Genomic DNA, 19,693 nt, shown 5'->3' with positions numbered 1-19,693 from the left:
CTATGGGTACTTCAGAATTCCGACTCAACCTTGCAGTCGTCATTGGCATTAATAATTATCAGAACGGTATCCCTCGGTTGAGCACCGCTAGACAGGATGCAGAGGCGATTGCCCAAATCCTGAAGGCAGAATATCGGTATGAAGTTACCCTGATCACGGATGGGACTGAGCCTGAGGCCAGCCGGCAGCATTTGCAGCAGTGGTTAGAAATCGACTTACCCAAAGCGGTGGCAACGGTTACTCCCAGCCGACTTTTGTTTTACTTCGCGGGTCATGGAATCGCCCTGAATGGAGATGACGGCCCTCAAGGCTATCTGATCCCTCAAGATGCCAGATTGGGAGACGTATCGACCTACCTGCCGATGCAACAGATTGAAGCTGCCCTGAGCAAACTGGCCTGTCGTCACTGTCTGGTGATTCTGGACTGCTGTTTCGCGGGTGCATTCCGCTGGTCGAGCACCCGCAAACTGGTTCCGATCACCGAAGTGATTTATAAAGAACGCTACGATCGCTTCATCCAAGATCCAGCTTGGCAGGTGATTACCTCGGCGGCGTCTGATCAGTATGCTCTGGATAACCTGGACCTCAGTGGCGATCGAGGAATTTCCCAGCACAACACCCAGCATTCTCCTTTTGCAGTTGCCCTGATCGATGCCCTGCGGGGTGCGGCAGATATCTATCCCCCCTCCCGTGCAGGCAAACCAGCTGGCGATGGAGTGATCACGGCAACAGAACTCTATCTCTACCTGCGGGACTCGGTTGAGATTCCCACCGATACGCACCATCAGCGCCAAACTCCCCAGATCTGGTGTTTGAAGCAGCACGATAAGGGGGAATTTATTTTTCTGCCTCCTGGTCACCCACTCAATTTGCCGCCGGCCCCTTCCCTGGATGAGTTAGAAGCCAACAACCCCTATCGCGGCTTAAAATCCTACGATGTTCAAGATAGCGCCCTCTTCTTTGGCAGAAGGGCTGTGGTTGAAACGCTCTGTGATGCCGTCAGCAATCGCCTGTTTACAGTGGTTTTGGGGGCGTCTGGTTCCGGCAAGTCGAGTTTAGTCAAAGCGGGATTGCTGCCCCATCTCGATGGTTCTGCTCTGATAGAGCGGTCGAACTATCCCAGCCTCAAACCCCAGGAGCATCCGCATCAATGCCATCACCGAGCCTGGAAGATCCTGACTCCCATTCGTCCGGGAGAATCGCCGCTGACTAGCTTGAACCCGCTCTGGCAGGAATTGGGAATCGCCGGAGCATTGAACGAACCCCAGAACTCAACTGCCCTCACCGCAGCGCTCACCGCCTGGAGCCGCACCCACCCGCAAGTGAAATTACTCCTGGTCGTGGATCAGTTGGAAGAGCTAATTACCCTCTGCCGTCAGGAGTCAGAGAGACAGCAATTTTTGCAGTTCCTGGCAACGTTGCTGGAAGCTCATCCCCAGGTGTTGCGGCTGGTGGCGACGCTGCGAGCAGATTTTGAACCCCAATTTAGCAGCACGCCTCTCGACCGGCTGTGGCAAGCAGCGCGGTTTGTGATTCCTGCCATGAGTCGTGATGAATTGCAGGCAGTGATTGAGGAACCGGCTGCGGCAAAGGTCGTGTATTTTGAGTCGTCTGCCCAGCGGGGATATCTGGTCGATCAGTTGATCGAGGAAGTAGCCGGTATGCCGGGAGCGTTGCCGCTGCTCTCGTTCACGTTGAGTGAGCTGTATCTCAAATTGGCCCGACGTTACCGGGAGGCTGAGACAACGGGTGCTACGGTAGAGCGAGCCATGACCTGGGCCGATTATGACGACCTGGGAGGCGTCACCAAATCCCTGACTCGCCGAGCCGATGAAGTCTACGATGCTCTCGTCAAAACCGATCCAGCCTATCAGCGCACCATTCGTCATGTGATGTTGCGAATGGTGGCCGTGGGTGGGGAACTGGCGAGGCGACGAGTGCCAGAGTCTGAACTGAAGTATCCAGAGCCAGAGAATACCAGAGTCCAAACTGTGATTGAGCAGTTTGCTACAGCTCGCCTATTGGTGCGGGGCACAGATGCCGACAATATTCCCTACATTGAACCGGCCCATGATGCGCTGGTGCGGGGATGGGAAAAACTGCTGACCTGGAAAGCCGAGCAGGAAGAAAATCTGATCCTGCAACGCCGGCTAACTGCGGCGGCGGTGGAGTGGGAGGAGGTCCGAACGCAGCACAATCACCAGCCCAAAGGGGTTCTAGAGAAAGCGGCTCCGGTCGGGAATTGGGTTGATCAGCAACTGTTCAGGGTCGAAACCGCAGCGATACAAATTCCAACTCAAGTGCTGCGGTGGTTCCGCCGATCGCGCCCTCAGACCAACCAAACCAGGGAAAAACCGATCCAGTTCCTCTGGGATAGTCATCCCTATTTGAGCGTGTTAGACCAAGAACTCCAGGCCAACGACGATTGGTTTAACCAGACCGAAGGCGAATTTGTGCGGGAAAGCGTCTTGCAAAAACGCCGCAATTTGAGCTGGCGCTGGCGGATTGTGATTGGAGTGATTGCGGGCCTAAGCGGGTTAACCACGCTGGCTCTGATCGGTCAGCGCAACGCTCTGATCGGTCAGGTGCAAGCTTCTAGAGAATCGGCGGTCGCCAACTTTCGGGCGGGCCAAACCTTAAATGCATTTCTCGATAGCCTGCGGGCCGCCCATTCCCTCCAGCAGCCGTTGTTGCAAGTCTTTCAACCCGATCCGCAATTAGAACAACAGGTCCAGGGGTTACTGCAACAGGCCGTTTTTTCTGTTCCAGAGCGCAATCGTCTGGGTGGCCATCAGGGCATCGCCAGAAGCATGATTAGCCCCAACGGACAGTGGATTGCCAGCGCCGGAGAAGATGGCATGGTTGCGGTGTGGAACTGGCAGGGGCAGAAACAGGCGGAATGGGATACAGGACAAGGCCGCATCGCCAACCTCAGCTTCAGCCCCGATAGTCAACAACTCGCAGTGGCCGGAGGCAACACTGTGCGCCTGTGGACCCTGCAGGGACAACCGTTGGCCCTTTTCGCAGGGCATACCGATATGGTCAAAGGGTTGAGCTTCAGTCCTGATGGGCAGCTCCTTGCCACGTCAGGCCGGGATCTAACCGTGCGCTTGTGGAATCTCCAGGGCCAGCCTCTAGCGGTGCTCACAGGCCATCAGAAGGATGTTTGGCAGGTGGTCTTCAGCCCCGATGGTCAAATGCTGGCCAGCGCATCGGATGATGATACGTTCCGGTTCTGGAATTTGCAGGGCAGCCCATTGCAGGCATTCAAAGCGGAGCAATCCGAACTCCACGCCTTGCAATTTAGTCCCGATGGCCAACGGCTGGTCACGGCAGGGAGGGATGGCCGCTTACGGCTGTGGGATTTGCAGGGACAACCGTTAGCAGACTTACCAGGACATCAAGGCCATGTGTGGAGCGTCGTATTCAGCGCCGACGGAACTCGACTAGCCAGTGCCTCCTCGGATGGCACCGTTCGCCTCTGGAGTAGTGGCGGTCAACCGATCACCGTCTTGCGAGGCCATCAAGGACCCGTCCGGCAGGTCAGTTTTAGTCCCGATGGGCAGCGCTTGGTCAGCAGTGGAGATGATAGCACGGTGCGCTTGTGGACAATGCAGGGACAACAGCAGGCGAGCTTGAGCGGCCATCAAGGAGCCGTCGCAGCAGTTCAATTTACTCCCACTGGCGGGGCGGCGGCTCTAGAGGCTGGATCCCAACTGGCGACCGCTGGAGCGGATGCGACAATTCGCCTGTGGAATCTGCAAGGGCAACCGCTGGCAACGCTTGTGGGAGATCTGGCCGTCCAATCCATTGCCTTTAGCCCTAGCGGGCAGCAACTAGCTAGCGCTCAAGGGCAAACAGTTCGTCTATGGACGAGTTTAAATCAGCGCTGGCTCGAATTTCCAGAACATCAAGGCTTGGTCAGAAGTGTCCAATTTAGTCCGGATGGGCAACAACTGGTGAGTGCAGGGGATGACGATGCGATGCGCCTGTGGAATCTACAGGGACAACCGTTGGCAGCCTGGAGAGCGAATCAACGGCGAGTCTGGCAAGTCGCCTTCAGTCCCGACGGGCAACGGCTGGCAAGTGCAGGAGAGAATGAAACAGTCCAGGTTTGGGACTTGCAGGGACAGCTCCTAGTATCTTTTGAAGGGCATCTCGGCCCTGTTTACAGCGTTGGGTTCAGTCCCGATGGCAGGTCTCTGGTCAGTTCAGGTCAGGATGGCACTATCCGATTATGGGATTTGCAAACTAACCGCCAACAGAAACTCTTCCAGGTCTATGATACGGCGGTTAACTCCGTGACCTTCAGCCCAGATGGCACCTATCTCATCAGCAGTGACAATAATGGCGATGTACAATTGTGGAATTTGCTGATTCAGCAACAGGTTACCGCCTGGAGCGCCCATCCCAAATCGAGTGTGCGCAGCGTCAGGTTTAGCCCCGATGGTAAGTTGCTGGCAACGACAGCAGATGATGGTACAACGAAGTTATGGCGACTAGAAGTGTTTGATGAATTACTCACTAGAGGATGTGCTCTGATGAACGACTATCTGAATCATCTCAGAGAGAATGCTCAAACGTTGGATGATGATGATCGCGATCTCTGTATCAACGATAGATAGGTTATCAACAGATAGGTTATCAACAGATAGGTTATCAACTCGGTGTTGCCTATCCCCGAATATGAACAAATCAAACAGCAAGCAGACTCAAAGATGCTCTGGAAGCCTGCGCCAAATCCAATTCATCCTAAAGAATTTTGAATCCAACTGGCGAGCGTGCGATTGGCAGCTAGGCGATTGCGCAGTTTGGCGAGTTCAGTTGTCTCGTTTTATAGAATTGAGGAAAGATGCGGCTGGCGTTGAGCTTCTTCCTCAAGTTCGTAGATTTTTTAGTTCTTTGCCCAGAAAGTAGTTGAGAAATGTCCGAATCAGGGCAATTGCTCCTAGTTTGGCTAGAGCCATCAAAGGATGGAGCTACAGTTGTATTGAGGTTCCCCCCTTTATTTAAGGGGGGTTAGGGGGGATCTTCGACTTGTGTGTACATTTTTTCAGGGGAAGGTCACTCGATAAGAAAAGAGGCACTTAAGCGTGCCCCCTGAGCGTGAAGATGGAGAAGGTGAGTCAGAATGGCTGAATAGACGGTTGAAGGATTCAGAACATTGTGGGGTCAACCGTGGTGAAGTCGCGCTGACGCAGGCTCACGCTCACGCCCCGCAAAAAGGCTAATGCATCATCGCCCAAGCTAATCCGCATGCCGCCATTGACTTGCTCGATCGTCAGACGATTAAATCTCATGCCTTCCATCAACCCCAGTTTGTCTTCACCCTGGCGGAAGCCACGGATTTGATCAACCCCCTTGCCGATTTCTAAGACAAACAGGTCTTCACCCTCACCGCCGATGACGATATCGCTGCCTGCCCCACTCATGAGGATATCATCACCCTCAAAGCCTCGGAGCGTATCAATGCCCTTGCCACCCATTAGCAGGTCATCACCCTTGCCGCCAGAGAGGGTATCCCGACCGACACCGCCATGAATCTCATCATCGCTGCCCAAGCCTCTGACGCTGTCATCACCGCCAAATCCTAGCAACGTATCTCCATCGATCGTGCCAGTAATCGTATCTCTGCCGCGTGTGCCTTCAATTTGGCGTCCACCTTGGGTCACCGTATCGGTTCGTACCGCCAGATTTTGGATGCGGGTATCCTGCTCTGGAGGCGTATCTTGCTGATTAAATCTGCCGATTTCTGCCAGATATTCCGCTAAGGCGTCCTGCTCGCTGCCCGTGTCGGCAAAAGTGAACTTGCCGGCTGGTAGCGCCACCGGACCATCGATCCGACTATTGCGGTTCACATCCGCATCCGGTTCTTCTCCCACTAAATCAATGCGATTCGCCAGCGTCGGATTTTCGCGGACGAAGCGGAAGAACGGATAGCCATCGCCGCTCTCGGTGGTGCTGCCTGCCAAAAAGTCCAGCGTCACCATGCGGAAGGTGCGGTTGGGATTGCCCACCAAAGCGCCATTTTGCACCACTGTATCAAGAATTTGACCCTTATCATTCACAATCACCAGCGACCGAATTCGCGCTCCGGGGGTTGTGACTGTGCCATCTTCGGCCAATACCTGAGCCGTTTGAGTGGCATCAAAACTAAAGCGCATCCCGCCGACTTGAGGAAATGCTCCCGGTGTTGCACCCGGTCTGACCCCCGCCACGCCATGCTCCAGCAGTTCCTTGAGTTGGGAGGCTGTTACAGTAATTAGCGACAGCCCGTTATTGAAACGGAGAGAGTTTTCGATATCGAGTTGGGAAACATCGCCGGCCTGCTTATTGGGAGCCAAAGGGTTGGGCTGGGGCGGTAAGGTCTGGAAATCGTCTGCACTGGTACCACCGCCAGAGGCTGAGATCGAGCCGATATTGTCTCGAATGCCGCCGCCGTTTTTGAGCGAGATGATCACAGACGGATCCACTTGCCTGACATAGTCGATATTGGCATCGGCAGTCAGGTTGCCCAGATTGGTCTCCTGGGTGCGGACATCGCTGCGTGTACCGTTGAGAAAAAACTCGGTTTTGCCGGTGATTGTATTGTCTTTGCTGGCAATTACCTGCCTTAATCCATCCGAGATTGCCACTACGTTTGAGTTGGCTTTCTCTCTTGGATTCACATCACTACTATAGACGCGATCGACGCCTGCTTCATCTGCCGCAAATGCGCCGTTGATTACATCGTTCAGCTTTGAGGTATCCAAAATTCCCTGATCGTTAAACTCGACCACTACCCGCCCCAGATAGCGATAGTTGGCGTCGGTGTTCAATACCAGGACCGGCTGACCGTTCGCGTCGGTTTTTACGATTGGATATCCCCGCACCACCGAATTACCGCCATCGGTACGAGCCACATCGTTGTCATCTAACAGCGGCGTATGGGAACCCCCGGCAATGATAATGTCTACATCCCTGAGGCGCGGCGCTAATTCATCCCGTTCGATATTGAGCTGCTGCATGTGGGCCAGCAGAATAATCTTGTTAATCCCAGCCGCTTTCAAGGCATCAACGGTTTTTTGAATCTCGGCAGCGAGGGCGGCATAGTCGGTTGGGTTGGCCGGTAGAATTCCCACCTGTCCGGGCGAAGAAATGGTGCGCAGTGTCGGGGTGGTTGCGCCGACGATTCCCACCTTTTCGCCATCGGGCAGCGTAATCACCGTACTTTTGGCAATTTTGCTGTTGAGCGTGCTGGCTTCTGAGGTGATCGGATCGGTGGCCACTAGGCTCGCTAGGTTCTCATCGGGTGCAAAGTCTAAATTGGTGCTGAGGTAGGGAAAGGTGGTGCCGGGATTGCCGCTACCAGAACGAATCAGATCCCGCAGTTGGCGGGTACCCAAGTCAAATTCGTGATTGCCCAGAGCCGATGCCTGAATGCCAATCGCATTCAAAATCCCGATATCGGCTCGCCCAATTGTCGGAGCTGAACTCGATGTCAAGCCCCCCACTCCATTCAGGCTTGGATCGCTAGAGGCATTGAAGAAGGGACCGGGCAGGTAATTGTCTCCTGACGATAGCAGCAGCGTATTGGCAACGGCGGTTGGAGTTGTGCCGTAGGGACCAGTGGTGCCAGTAGCCGGATCTCGGAAAAAATTAACCAGCGCCGAAAACCGAATCGCATCCTCAAGCGCAGGAATGCCAGCCTCGAAATCGGAGGCATGCAGGAGTTGCAGGGTGGTGGGCATAACGGATACCTAATCGACTTAAACAATTGGGTGAACGAGTTTCAGGCCAGGATTAATGCTTGACCCCCACCAAAATCGCATAAACACGTTAAGTGCTTTTAATCACCTAGTGATCCTCAAATTAAGAGGAATTAAGTTCCGATTAAGAGCTAAGGTCACTCGGGTGCAGTGAGGCAAATTTTCTATCGCAAGACAGAGCGGCAAACCGGCCCGCCTGCCCCAGCTCCAGCCGCTACAATAAAAAAGCTGTATTGATTTGTAAAGCCCTCAATACCATTGATTCAAACCGAAACCCTCGAACTCTTAGAATGGTCCCGTCTGTGTCAGCATCTCTCTACGTTTGCTGCCACTAAGCTCGGAAAGACTGCCGCGAGCCAACTGCCAATACCCACCGCGATTGAAGTCAGCCAGCATCTGCTAGCCCAAACCCAAGAAGCCTATCAGCTCGAAAGTCGCTTAGCGGGCGGTTTGTCGTTTGAGGGGGTTCACGATATCGGCGAAGCATTAGAACGGGCCGAACTTCAGGGCATCCTCAGCGGCGATCAGCTGCTAGAAATTGCCACTACGCTAGCAGGCGCTCGTCAATTGCGGCGTGTGATTGACAACCATCCTGACCTGACGGTACTCAACGAGCTAGTGGCCGATCTGCGCACCTATCCCGAACTAGAGCAAGAAATCCACCGCTGTATTGACGACCGGGGCCGCGTCACCGACCGAGCCAATCCCAAACTGGAAGGCATCCGCGAGCAGATTCGCCAAGTCCGGGACCGGATTTACGAGCAGCTTCAGCGGCTCATGCAACGCCACAGCAACGCCGTCCAAGAACCGCTGATCACCCAGCGCGGCGACCGTTTCGTGATTCCGGTGAAAGCTTCCCACAAAGACGCCATTCCCGGAGTTGTGCACGACACCTCCACTAGCGGCGTCACTCTCTATATTGAACCTCACGCGATTGTCAATTCCGGCAACCAGCTCCGCCAACTCCTGCGACAAGAGCAACGCGAAGAAGAAGAGGTGCGCCGCCAACTCACCGAACAGGTTGCTGCTGTCAAATCTGACCTAGAGCGCTTGCTGGTGATTGCTACGACGCTGGATCTGGCGACCGCCCGCGCCCGCTATTCGCTTTGGCTAAATGCAAATCCGCCTCGGTTTATTCAGTTTTATGAGGATGGGGAAGATGAGGAAGACGAGGGAGATGCGGCTCGTGAGCCTCGCCGAACGAGGGAAGATAGGGAAGATGAGGAAGATGGGGAAGAGAAAGCAGCGACCTTAAATCCACAACTTAAAACTCAAAACTTAGAACTCAAAACTTCTTCTGTTGAGTCAATCGTTCTGCGCCAGTTGCGCCATCCGTTGTTGGTTTGGCAGCAGCAGCATGAACAGGGAACGCCGGTGGTGCCGATTGATTTGGTGATTCAGCCGCAGATTCGGGTAGTGGCAATTACGGGACCGAACACGGGCGGTAAGACGGTGACGCTGAAAACCCTGGGTCTGGCGGTGCTGATGGCAAAAGTAGGGCTGTTTGTGCCGGCCAAGGAGCCAGTTGAACTCTGCTGGTTTGATCAGGTGCTGGCGGATATTGGCGATGAACAGTCGTTGCAGCAAAGCCTTTCCACCTTTTCGGGCCATATTCGGCGCATCAGCCGGATTCTAGAAGCGATGGATGCAGCGGCGCATCGGGGCAAAGCGAATCTGCTGGTGTTGCTGGATGAGGTGGGAGCCGGGACCGATCCCTCGGAAGGCAGTGCCTTGGCAACAGCGCTGCTAAAGTATCTGGCCGATCATGCCGCTCTGACGATTGCCACAACTCATTTTGGCGAATTGAAGGCCCTGAAGTACCAGGATGAACGGTTCGAGAATGCCTCGGTGGAGTTCGATGATGTGACGCTATCGCCGACCTATCGTCTGCTCTGGGGGATTCCCGGACGCTCGAATGCGTTGCTGATTGCGCGACGGTTAGGGCTGAAGCCAGAGATCATTGAACAGGCTCAGCAGCAGGTGGGCGTCAGCCAGTCGCAGGACGTGAATCAGGTGATCGCCGGACTGGAGGCCCAGCGCCGTCAGCAGGAGGAAAAAGCCAAGGCAGCAGCCCAACTTGTGCAGCAGGCCGAACGCTTGCATCAAGAGGTTTCGCGTAAAGCTGAATCCTTGAAACAGCGAGAGCGAGAATTGCAGCAGCAGCAAGAACAAGCCATCCAGCGGGCGATCAGCGAGGCGAAGGGCGAAATTGCCCAGGTGATTCGCCGTTTGCAGCAGGGCACTCCCACCGCTCAAGCTGCCCAACAGGCCACCGACGTCCTGAACCAAATTGCCGGACAGCGCCTACCCTCGCGCCAGTCCCCCAAACCCAAACCCGGCTTTCGTCCCCAAGTGGGTGATCGGGTCCGCATCCCCCGCCTCGGTCAAACCGCTGAAGTGCTCACCAACCCAGACGAAGACGGCGAACTCAGCGTTCGATTCGGCCTGATGAAAATGACCGTCTCCCTCGCCGATGTCGAATCCCTCCAGGGCGAAAAAGCCGACCTCCCAACTAAACCCACTCCCCCACCTCCCCCATCATCCCCACCTCCCCCACCCGCTCCCGCCGTCCGCACCTCCCGCAACACCATCGACCTACGCGGCAACCGAGTCGCCGATGCGGAAGTTACCCTAGAGCGCCGAATTGCCGAAGCCGATGCGGGACCGATCTGGATCATCCACGGTCACGGCACTGGAAAACTGCGGCAGGGCGTGCATGAATTTCTCAAGCAGCACCCGCAGGTGGAACGGTTTGAGTTTGCGGAACAGAGCGATGGTGGCACGGGTGTCACGGTGGCCCATATTCGGTAATCCCTAACCTCAGCTTGATCCCCGCTGCCCAATCCCACGACCTAAACGTCCTATAATGAGCCTAATGTTACACTTCGTAAACTGGGTGGAACTATGAGTCAACTGAGTTTAGAGCAGATTTCCATACAGCTAGAGAGCCACAACACCAAGGATCGGATGCTGGCGCTAGCGGCTCTGCGTCATGTTTCACCCGAAGCGGCAGTGCCTTTGATCAAAAAAGTGCTGGACGATGACAATATCCAAATTCGCTCGATGGCAATCTTTGCTTTGGGCGTAAAACCGACTGCCGATTGCTACCCAATTCTGGTTCGGCTTTTGGAGAGCGATCCAGATTATGGTATTCGGGCCGATGCGGCAGGTGCACTGGGCTATCTAGAAGACCCCCGCGCCTTTGAACCCCTTTCTCGCGCTTTTTACGAAGATACCGATTGGCTGGTGCGGTTTAGTGCTGCTGTATCCCTGGGGAATCTGAAGGACCCGCGAGCGCATGATGTATTGATTCAAGCCCTAGACAGTCCGGAAGTTGTGGTGCAGCAGGCAGCAATTGCCGCTCTGGGTGAAATCAAAGACCTCGAATCCGTAGATCATATTCTTCGCTTTGCCCAATCCGAGGATTGGCTGGTGCGGCAACGCCTAGCCGAAGCGCTGGGCCATCTTCCCACTCCCAAAAGCGTATCTGCGCTGCAATATCTGGAGAAAGACAGTCATCCCAACGTTTCAGCCGCTGCCTCGATTTCGCTGCGCCGGTTAGCGGAACAAACCCAATCCCCCGCTTCTGAGTCCAACTAGCGTTCCATCACGGCTTGCCGAAAGCCCAGTACAACCAAAATATTGGCTAGCGTCAAAAACAGCTCGGCCCCACCATGCAGAGCATCCACATTCGCCAATGCCTCGCCGTAAACCCGCTGGGCATAGATTCCGGCTGGGATGGTGATCGCCACAAATAGCAACGTCATATAAAACCCAATCAACGCCAATTTAGGGGTTTGCCGCGACCGGGTCAGAAACCAGAGAAAGCCAAGATAGGGAAACAGTGACAAGGCAAACAGACTTTCTTTCGAGAGGGCAGGCAGTAGTCCAGGAAGCAAGAGGTTTGCTGATAAGAGATTCATCATTGTTCTCTAGATTTGAGTCATCCAATTACGCCATTAGAGTGCGGGCATCCTGCTCGCTGCCAAATCTTTGGGCTGCACAGGCGAACGAAGAGATGTCTAAGGTCGCGCCGTTTGCGTGCTGCGCCAGATCCACCAGCCGGCTGCGCAGAGGGTGATGTTGCCCACCAGCGTCATCGCGGCCTGTAGGGTGACTAGCCACTCCAACTCAGGCGCATTGTCAAACAAATGCCAGGTACAGGCACACATGGCGCTAATCAAAGCTGGCAGCATCGCCAGTGACAGCATGCGCCAAGCCGGATTGCCCCTGACCTCGCTGTAGATCCAAATTAGCCAAATGGCCACGATCCACTCAATCACGCTGGAAATGTGAATAACCCAAGTAGGAATTGAAAGGGCATGCATAAAAAACTCGTTTAGTCCAAACTCGCTGCAAAGCTACCGCTCACCCTATGATTACTGGAATGATCGCTAGATCATCATAAACTGTTGGCTGAAACACGGCTATCCAGCAGGCCAACATCGACTCCGGGAAGGATTAGGGGTAAGGAACGAGGAAAGAGCAATGCGAGCAGTTTTGTGTGGCTATTACGGCAAAGGTAACGGCGGCGATGAGGCTCTACTCGCAACTTTATTACAGATGTTGCCATCTCAGGTCACACCCGTAGTGCTGTCGGGAAATCCAGCCGAAACAGAGCGCCGCTATGGAGTAGAAGCTTACGACCGCATGTCACTGCCAGCCATCCTCCAAGCGTTGCGCGGTGCAGATGCCTTTATCTGGGGCGGCGGTAGTTTGATGCAAGACACTACGGGTGCCATCAGTCCTCTCTACTACGGTGGGTTGATGGGATTGGCGCAACGGATGGGCCTAAAGACAATTGCCTGGGCACAGGGCATCGGCCCGCTGCAACGGAATTGGGTGCAGTGGTTGACTCGGCAGGTATTTGCTCGCTGTACAGCTATCAGCGTCCGAGATATTGCCTCGGCGAAGCAGCTTACCGCATGGGACATCCCCTTTACGCTGGCTCCCGATCCGGTCTGGGCACTACAAGCCAAATCCGTTCCTGGCCTATGGGACTTACCGGCACCGAGAATTGCTGTAGCGCTGCGATCCCATCGTTATCTGACACCAGACCGCCTGCAAACTCTCACAACCGCTCTGGTGAATTTTCAAACCGCCACCCAGACCTGCATGTTATTGCTTCCATTTCAGCCTGCTCAAGATCTGGCCATTGCCGAAACGATTCAGGCTCAACTTTCCGGTCCTAGTCAGATCATTAAGCTCACTGATCCCCAGCAGCTCAAAGGAATTTTTCACGGGGTGGAAATGACCATCGCCATGCGGCTCCATGCCCTGATTATGGCGGCGGCCTCTGAGTGTCGCTGTTTTGGCCTCAGCTACGATCCAAAAGTCACCTATCTGATGCAGGAGTTGGATCTCCCTGGCGTTAGCTTAGAAGACTTGCCGCTGGACTCTGCCTCACTTTGCCAGCGTTGGTTGGAGCAGTATGTCAATGGCGATTCCCTTTCCAATGTGCAAGTGCAGGCCCTCGTTGATCGCGCCCAGACGCATCAAGAGCTGCTGTACACTGTCTTGGGCTAATCACCTGATTGCTGATTGCATCTGCCAAATTTGCCTGCAGGTTATAAAATTCTTTTTAAGGAGATTTGTTCAAGCATCTTAAAAGCGAATCAGGCAAAAAGTTGATGCCAATTTGATTTTCTGTGTTACTAAGTTAGGTGTTCAATAGACAGACATTCGATCGGTGCACTAGCAGCAACCGACCTTAGTTTGTCTTGCCTCCAATCGCTAATTAGGACGTTGTTTAGAATTGGCAATGAAAATTCCGTAGCGGCGGTGGTATCATCTCAAAAATAATTGCGTTGGTGCCTGTTCCGGAAAAGCGAAATTTTCTAAGCTAGGTTCTCATCAGTCAGAAGTTCCATCCTGCCAGCTCCAAGCTTCGGTCTCAAGTCTCCAGTTCCTATCGTTACAAGTTCCGAACAAGTTCCAACCGCATCGTGCATTCTGTCTTTTTGTAGCCTTTGAGTTAGTTAGAGCTATGAGTGAACCCAATGCCCCTTTCAACCCTCAAGGTCAGTCAGAGTCAGTTGATTTGTCTGACTCATCAGTCACCCAACACGGGTTGCCAGAGTCAATGCCGGAGTCAGTGAGAGGGGCAGATGCTGCTGATCAAGCAGATAAACAAGCAGCTGAGCAAGTAGCTGAACAATCTGAGCAATCAACAGCGCTATTGGATGGAAATGCAATTTTTGACGCCAGTGAGTTAGATAACATTGCGTTTGAAGACCTAGACCTAGAAATGCTGGCGGCTGAAGAGACTGACATGATGCCCCAGAGCCAGACCTTGCCTGCTTCCGTTGCAGCCAATTTGTCTTCGATCGCAGCTTGGTCACAAGAAGGTTGGTCACAAGAAGGTTGGTCACAGCAAGGAATCGACCCAGCCGCAGTGCCAAATTTGTCTGAGTTAATTTCCCTGATTCAGGAATTGAATCAATGCAACAGCGTGTTGATGGAGCGGGTCTCCCAGCTCGAAGAAGCGCTAGAAGATAGCCAGAGCGCTCTGCAAGCCGAGGTAGGACGGACTCAGGATGTGCATTCTTACAATGCTCAGGACTGGGCAATTGTGCAGGAGCAGGTCACAACTCTCTTTAACCAACTAGAGTTTGCCCACCAAACCAACCAGCGGCAGCAGATTTTGATTGAAACCCTCACCGGGCAGCTCGAAACTAGCCAAGAGCGCGTAGCCCAACTCGAACGCGAAGCCGCTTTGATTCAGCAGCGCTACAACGAGCAAACCCAGCTATTGACAAAATCGGAAAGCACCTGCCGGGATTTGCAGTCCCGACTGCAGCGGCAACAGCGCTATACGCTGCAATTCAAAGCTGCCTTAGAGAAATCCCTAGAGGTGCCGACTCCCCATTATGAAACTCCCTATGAGCCAGCAGCCAGTGTGGAACCTCCTGCGCCTGTAACCGAAGCACCCTTCCTACCCAAAGCCCAGCGAATTAAGCCCTGGTCGGCTCAAACGTCGATTCAAACTCCTTGGATGAAGCTGCACCAGCTCGATTTATCGGAGGAGCAGTCTCCTCCATCAGAAACGCCAGCTTCAGCTTCGGCTAACCCCACTCAAACTACCCACCTCAATCTGCCATCGTTTGACCTGCCGCTGCTGCATATTACGGCCCATCAATCGTCTGATCACTTACCCGAGCAGCTACCAGAGCAGCCGGTTCCGGCACCTGAAGCTCCTATGAATCCAGCGCTGGGGCATAGAGAAGAACAGGCTTTAGAGGACTACAGTTTGGAGGAACAGGTCCATCAGTTGGTCAACGATCCGGCTTTGCAGCAGCAGCTTGATCAAGTCGTGCAGCCCTTGGCAGATCTGTTGGCAGAAGCCTTGTTAGCCGAGTCATCTCCTGCTCCAGCATCCCAGCTTCCAGAGACCAGCCCTACCCACGTTGCGCCTCTCCCTTCCGCTGAGCCTAGCTCACAGCCTACCAGTGCAGATGAGCTATTGGCAGCCACAATGGCCGATGCAGAAGACGCCCTCTGGCAAGATTTGGCCCGCCTAATCGATGTCTCAACCGAAGATGTTGTTAAAGCCAGCCTTTCGGGCGATCTAGCAGCATTTGAATCCCTGGAGTTTACTCGCCAATCTCCTTCTCACCAAGCGGATCAAGCAACTGCACCCCTGAACGCAGTTGACCCATTACCTGCTGCTGAAACAACTGCACCTGAATTGGGTGGTGATGCTGCTGCTATAGCGCCCCTGATTCGCCGGATTGGGCAAACGGCTCCCCCTCAGATCGGAACCGTGGCCCCTCCTGCCAGCCCACCCGTAGAAACAGAAGCACCACCAGAAGCAGATCAAATTCCGGCTTTTGCTAGCTCCAGTTGGCCCTCCCCAGTGGTTTATCCACTGCGCCCTGGCAAAAAGCGCCAGTCGCTAGCTATGGTCGATCTGCCTTCTTTTCCTCGCAGTTAAGTGAATCTGGGCAATCAAATTCAGTAATCAGATCTCGGTAATCAGATCTCGGTAATCAGATCTCAGTAATCAGATCTCAGTAATCAGACCCCAGCAATTAGGGCACGCTTTGCCTTAGCGCAGCGGTTTACCAAAATTCTGAGTCCAGTAATAGCGGAAATTAGCATCGCCTGGATCGTTTTCCAAGAAATAGAAGCCAACCCCGATCTCTTCTAGGGCTGGATGAAGGATGTTGCCACGATGGGGAGGGCTTTCCATCCAAGCTCGCATCACTCCTTCCGGTGTCGAAAATCCAGCCCCAATGTTTTCTCCTAGCGTGGCGTAGTTATAACCCGCTGCCAAAATGCGTTGATCTGCGGTTGAACCGTTGGAACCTTGGTGACCAAAGAAATCATTCAGCGCCATATCTTGGCTGTGAGCTTGAGCTGAAGCTGTCAGGAAAGGATTGAGCCGTAACGGTTTTAGTCCGATCTGCTGGCGTTGGACATTGACCAAGGCCACCACCTGATCTACGAGCGCGTTGCCCGACGAAGCACTAAATTGAGAGGCAATTGCAGCCTGCTGTGCAGCATTGACATTGATTGTGAGCTGATAGCGTGTTGTCCCCTGTTGACGCCTAACACGCACATAATAGGTGCCCGGAGCCACGGTTTGGTTAATAGTTTCGCTGTTTTGACCAGCCCCAGCTGAACGGCCAATCACCTTACCACGCTGATTCACTAGAGCCAAATCAGCATTGGCTTGAAGACCCGACAAGGAAAGATTCAGACTACTGCGCTGGTTTAACTGAAGGCGGTAGTAGCGCGTTGGATTTGTGGCTCCAACCAAGCCACGGTAGTTACCCGGCCCAGATCGAGGTTTAATCGTCGTCGCCGATCTGAGGTGAGTTACAGAACGCATAGGTCAATTTCCCGCTCGATAATTCAGCAGGGCTAGTGTGGCCTGAGCGCACCTCAAACTGTTCAGTAACTCTGTCTAAATAAAGACAAGTTTTTATAAAGTTTAAGTAATATTACTTATGACACTAACCAGACGAATTGCTACCCTGATGTCCCTCTGGCTGTAGAAAATCACCGGATTTCAGGAGCGAGCAAAGCAAACCTGCCAAGTAATTACAGGAAGATTTAAGAATTTAGCCGAGTTTTTGGCGTGAGCAAATCACATCAGCAAATCGGTAAACAAAAAAACCTCCCAGCCGAAGCGAGAGGTTTATAGTATTTAGACTTAGGTAGCTAAAATAACATCGGTGTTGCAGGCTTAAGCCAGGATGCTCCATGGTTCGTTACCATCGGTGCCGTTGTTGGCAACAAAGAAGAGCTGCCCACCAACCGCTGCCAGTGAGTTAGGCGACGAGCTACCCGTCGGATTGATGTCGTATTGCTTCAATGTTCCCTGATTGTTGTTCAGCGTTAATTTCCACAATTCCTCTCCCGATGCCGGTGCTGTTGCCACAAAGAAGAGATTGTTGTTAATACCCGTGAATTGCTTCAGGTTGGTCAGGTTAGTGAGGCCACTCAATCCGGTCAATTCTGAGAGTTTGCGGGTATTGGCTTCTGTACCGTCCGTAATCCACAGTGCACTACCAGCTCCTGCATTAGCTCCCGATCCATCATCGGCTGAGAAGATGAGTTGGTTGCCAAAATTAAGCAGTTGAGCTGGGTTCGAGCTGGCATTACCAGAGCGAATGTCTCTCACTAGCGTTGGCGTAACATTATCGGCAGGGCCATTAGTAAATTGCAGCTTGCGCAACTCGATCCCTGTGCCGGCGTCAGCTGCCGTGAAGTAGAGCGTTTTGGTACCAGCATTGTAAAGCAAGTTTTGCGGATTGCCCTCGTTGGTGCCATTCAGGTTGTAAACCGTGAAGTTCGCTGAATTGAAAGCACCGCTACTAAACGTATTGATCCGGACCAACTCTCGGTTGGTGGTGGTGGGATTGATTTCAACATCAGCCGTGAGGAAGAGTCTGTTGCCAACTGCGATCAAGTTATCTGGGTTTGCGCCACCTTCGCCGTCGGCCTGCCGCAGTCGCATCCGCTGGAGCTGATTGTTGCTACCAACGCGCCAGAGGTTGCTCTCAACAAAACCGCCCCCGACATCAAAGTTAGCCGTGAAGTAGAGCACACCATCAACCGCCGTTAGATTACCAAATTCGGGATTGTTGGTGAGTGCCGCATCAAAGAGTTGTTGAGGCGCAGTGGAGCCAGCCTGGAGACGATACAGCCGCTGTTGGTTATTACCTGTGCCACCCACTACAACATTGGTATAGAAATACAGTGTATTGCCGACCGCCGTTAAATCGCTTGGGTTCGAACCACCGGCTCCTGGTTGCAAATCGGCGACTCGTTTGGTGCCTTGGGCTGTGCCATCGCTCACCCATAGTTCGGTTCCGCTGACGCCATCATTCGCCACAAAGTAGAGCAGACCACCTACTCTCGTGAAGTCTCTCAATTCTGCTCTCTGCGGGAAGTCAAACAGTTTGGTGGTGCGAGTGAGGGTTCCTGCCGAGGCCCAAAGTGAGGTTCTGCGCTGACCTTGCGCATTAATGGAATCGGCTGTGAAGTAAGCTAACCCGTTAACGTCCGTGAAGTTGTTCGCACCAGAGCTGGCATTGCCGACCAGAATATCCCGCACAGGAGTGGGATTGCCATTGCCGGGAGTAAACGCAAGATTCAGTTTATAGGTAGAGCCGTCCGTAGTGCCTGCCTTGGGTTGAATGCGAATGAAGTACGTGATGTTGGGGTCGTAGGTTCCATTGAATATCTCAGCCGCCCGTCCCGGATTCTTACCGCGATCGGCAGAAGTATTCGGCTCTCCTGGGGCATAAACATCGACATCCAAATCGCCAAACAGCCCCCCATCAATCGGTTTTCCGGACAGTTCAAGTCTAAGCGTACCCCGGGAAGGCACTTTGAATTTGAAGTAGTCCACCGGCGAATCTTTGCCATTAGCGACTACATAATTCAGCCGATCGATTTTGGGTGGTGTGTTTGTTGTACCTAGGGTGCCCAGGTCAGTGGCCGTTGCTTCAGTGTTTCTAACCGTATCGGTTTGCTTGGCGTAGTTCAGTCTAAAGCTAATTGGCGTTGTACCCGCTGTTTTACGAAATACACGCGCAATGTATTTTCCTTGCTCTAGCGGTTGAATCAATCGCTCTGCTTCGGTACCCGAATTCAGCGACGACTTAAACTTGGTTTTTCCATCTGCCGAAAGGATTTCCAGATCAGCATCGCCGCTCAAGCCAGATAAGGTGAACTGGTAATCGCCGCGTCCGACATCGATCGAGTAGCGCTTCTCAAATTCATTGCTGCTGAGCTGCCCGCTGGTACTGGTGCCTGGAATCGGAACTACCGGAACTGGGCTAGGACCAGGAATTGGGCCAGGGTTCGGACCAGGAATCGGACCGGGGTTCGGACCAGGAATCGGACCGGGATTGGGGCCGGGATTGGGACCAGGAATCGGACCGGGATTGGGGCCAGGGTTCGGACCAGCAATTGGGCTGCCTGCCAGAGTGGCAACATAGCGAGTGTTGTTGCCCTGCCGCTTGAGAAACCGAATAAAATACTCGCTGGCATCTAGCTCGGTTGTAATACTTTCGGCACGATTGCCACCCCTTCTAGAAGCGGCAACAAGCTGAAAATTCGCATTGCGTTCTCTAGCCTTCAGTCGCCGAAAATCGATTTTGCCGATACTTTTTAGCACATCGCCAACTGGGCGAATCAACCGATATAGCTCGACATCTACATTATTTCTCTTGGCAATGCCAGTCAGTGTGAGGCTGAAACTACTGCGCTGGCTAACATTCAAGCGAACTAAATCGTCTAGATCTTTACGCGGAAATCGACCGCTTACGACTGTGTTCAGATCAATGACGCTGGCTCCATTTAGCCGGCTATCTCTGTCGCCTCCTGCCGCTCTCGCCATAACTGTATTACCCCATAGGTTTCCGACATGGTTTAGTCTTCCCCCTTCTAACTGTGAATAAATCACCAATGAACAGATGACAAATTGATAC

The 19,693-nt window shown here is 53.4% G+C and carries 11 protein-coding genes; 5 read left to right on the top strand and 6 right to left on the bottom strand.

The features are described from left to right. Positions 1 to 2: 2 nt before the first annotated feature. Entirely contained in the window at positions 3 to 4,625 is a 4,623-nt protein-coding gene (locus HJG54_RS11520; protein ID WP_316435087.1) for a caspase family protein, read from the top strand. 252 nt (positions 4,626 to 4,877) lie between these two features. On the opposite strand, the gene HJG54_RS35455 is transcribed toward HJG54_RS11520, so the two are convergent. Both HJG54_RS35455 and HJG54_RS11515 read right to left on the bottom strand, forming a co-directional pair. Further along, complete coding sequence (locus HJG54_RS35455; RefSeq protein ID WP_420717365.1) at positions 4,878 to 4,967, bottom strand: DUF1622 domain-containing protein; 90 nt, start codon at positions 4,965 to 4,967, stop codon at positions 4,878 to 4,880. 189 nt (positions 4,968 to 5,156) lie between these two features. Then, complete coding sequence (locus HJG54_RS11515) at positions 5,157 to 7,730, bottom strand: 5'-nucleotidase C-terminal domain-containing protein (protein WP_316435086.1); 2,574 nt, start codon at positions 7,728 to 7,730, stop codon at positions 5,157 to 5,159. Positions 7,731 to 8,006: 276 nt separating this feature from the next. Here HJG54_RS11515 and HJG54_RS11510 point away from each other — a divergent pair, with 276 nt between their 5' ends. After that, positions 8,007 to 10,559 (top strand): endonuclease MutS2, encoded by a 2,553-nt coding sequence (locus HJG54_RS11510; protein WP_316435085.1) that lies wholly within the window; start codon positions 8,007 to 8,009, stop codon positions 10,557 to 10,559. Between the two features lie 93 nt (positions 10,560 to 10,652). After that, positions 10,653 to 11,348 (top strand): HEAT repeat domain-containing protein, encoded by a 696-nt coding sequence (locus HJG54_RS11505; RefSeq protein WP_316435084.1) that lies wholly within the window; start codon positions 10,653 to 10,655, stop codon positions 11,346 to 11,348. Here HJG54_RS11505 and HJG54_RS11500 read toward each other — a convergent pair. Together HJG54_RS11500 and HJG54_RS11495 are read right to left on the bottom strand one after the other, a co-directional pair. Then, positions 11,345 to 11,674 carry a DUF3593 domain-containing protein gene (locus HJG54_RS11500; RefSeq protein ID WP_316435083.1) on the bottom strand — a complete coding sequence of 110 codons (330 nt, stop codon included), beginning with the start codon at positions 11,672 to 11,674 and terminating at the stop codon, positions 11,345 to 11,347. The genes HJG54_RS11505 and HJG54_RS11500 overlap by 4 nt on opposite strands. Positions 11,675 to 11,770: 96 nt before the next feature. Beyond that, a complete protein-coding gene (locus tag HJG54_RS11495) occupies positions 11,771 to 12,076 on the bottom strand; it encodes a DUF2499 domain-containing protein (protein ID WP_316435081.1) in 306 nt (101 codons plus the stop codon). A gap of 160 nt (positions 12,077 to 12,236) precedes the next feature. Between HJG54_RS11495 and csaB the strand changes: the two genes are divergently transcribed. Both csaB and HJG54_RS11485 read left to right on the top strand, forming a co-directional pair. Continuing rightward, entirely contained in the window at positions 12,237 to 13,274 is a 1,038-nt protein-coding gene (gene csaB / locus HJG54_RS11490; protein WP_316435080.1) for a polysaccharide pyruvyl transferase CsaB, read from the top strand. A 460-nt stretch (positions 13,275 to 13,734) separates the two neighbouring features. Then, positions 13,735 to 15,681, top strand: a complete 1,947-nt coding sequence (locus tag HJG54_RS11485) for a hypothetical protein (protein WP_316435079.1) — start codon at positions 13,735 to 13,737, stop codon at positions 15,679 to 15,681. A 114-nt stretch (positions 15,682 to 15,795) separates the two neighbouring features. Here HJG54_RS11485 and HJG54_RS11480 read toward each other — a convergent pair whose 3' ends face one another. Then, on the bottom strand, positions 15,796 to 16,581 hold the full coding sequence (locus HJG54_RS11480; RefSeq protein ID WP_316435078.1) for a CAP domain-containing protein: 786 nt from the start codon (positions 16,579 to 16,581) through the stop codon (positions 15,796 to 15,798). Positions 16,582 to 16,938: 357 nt separating this feature from the next. After that, on the bottom strand, positions 16,939 to 19,602 hold the full coding sequence (locus HJG54_RS11475) for an ELWxxDGT repeat protein (RefSeq protein WP_316435077.1): 2,664 nt from the start codon (positions 19,600 to 19,602) through the stop codon (positions 16,939 to 16,941). Positions 19,603 to 19,693: the final 91 nt, after the last annotated feature.

It is taken from the genome of Leptolyngbya sp. NK1-12 (assembly GCF_032598965.1).
GTDB lineage: Bacteria > Cyanobacteriota > Cyanobacteriia > Elainellales > Elainellaceae > Elainella.
The sequence above is the reverse complement of the archived record's forward strand: the minus strand, read 5'-3'. Positions and strand labels throughout refer to the sequence as shown.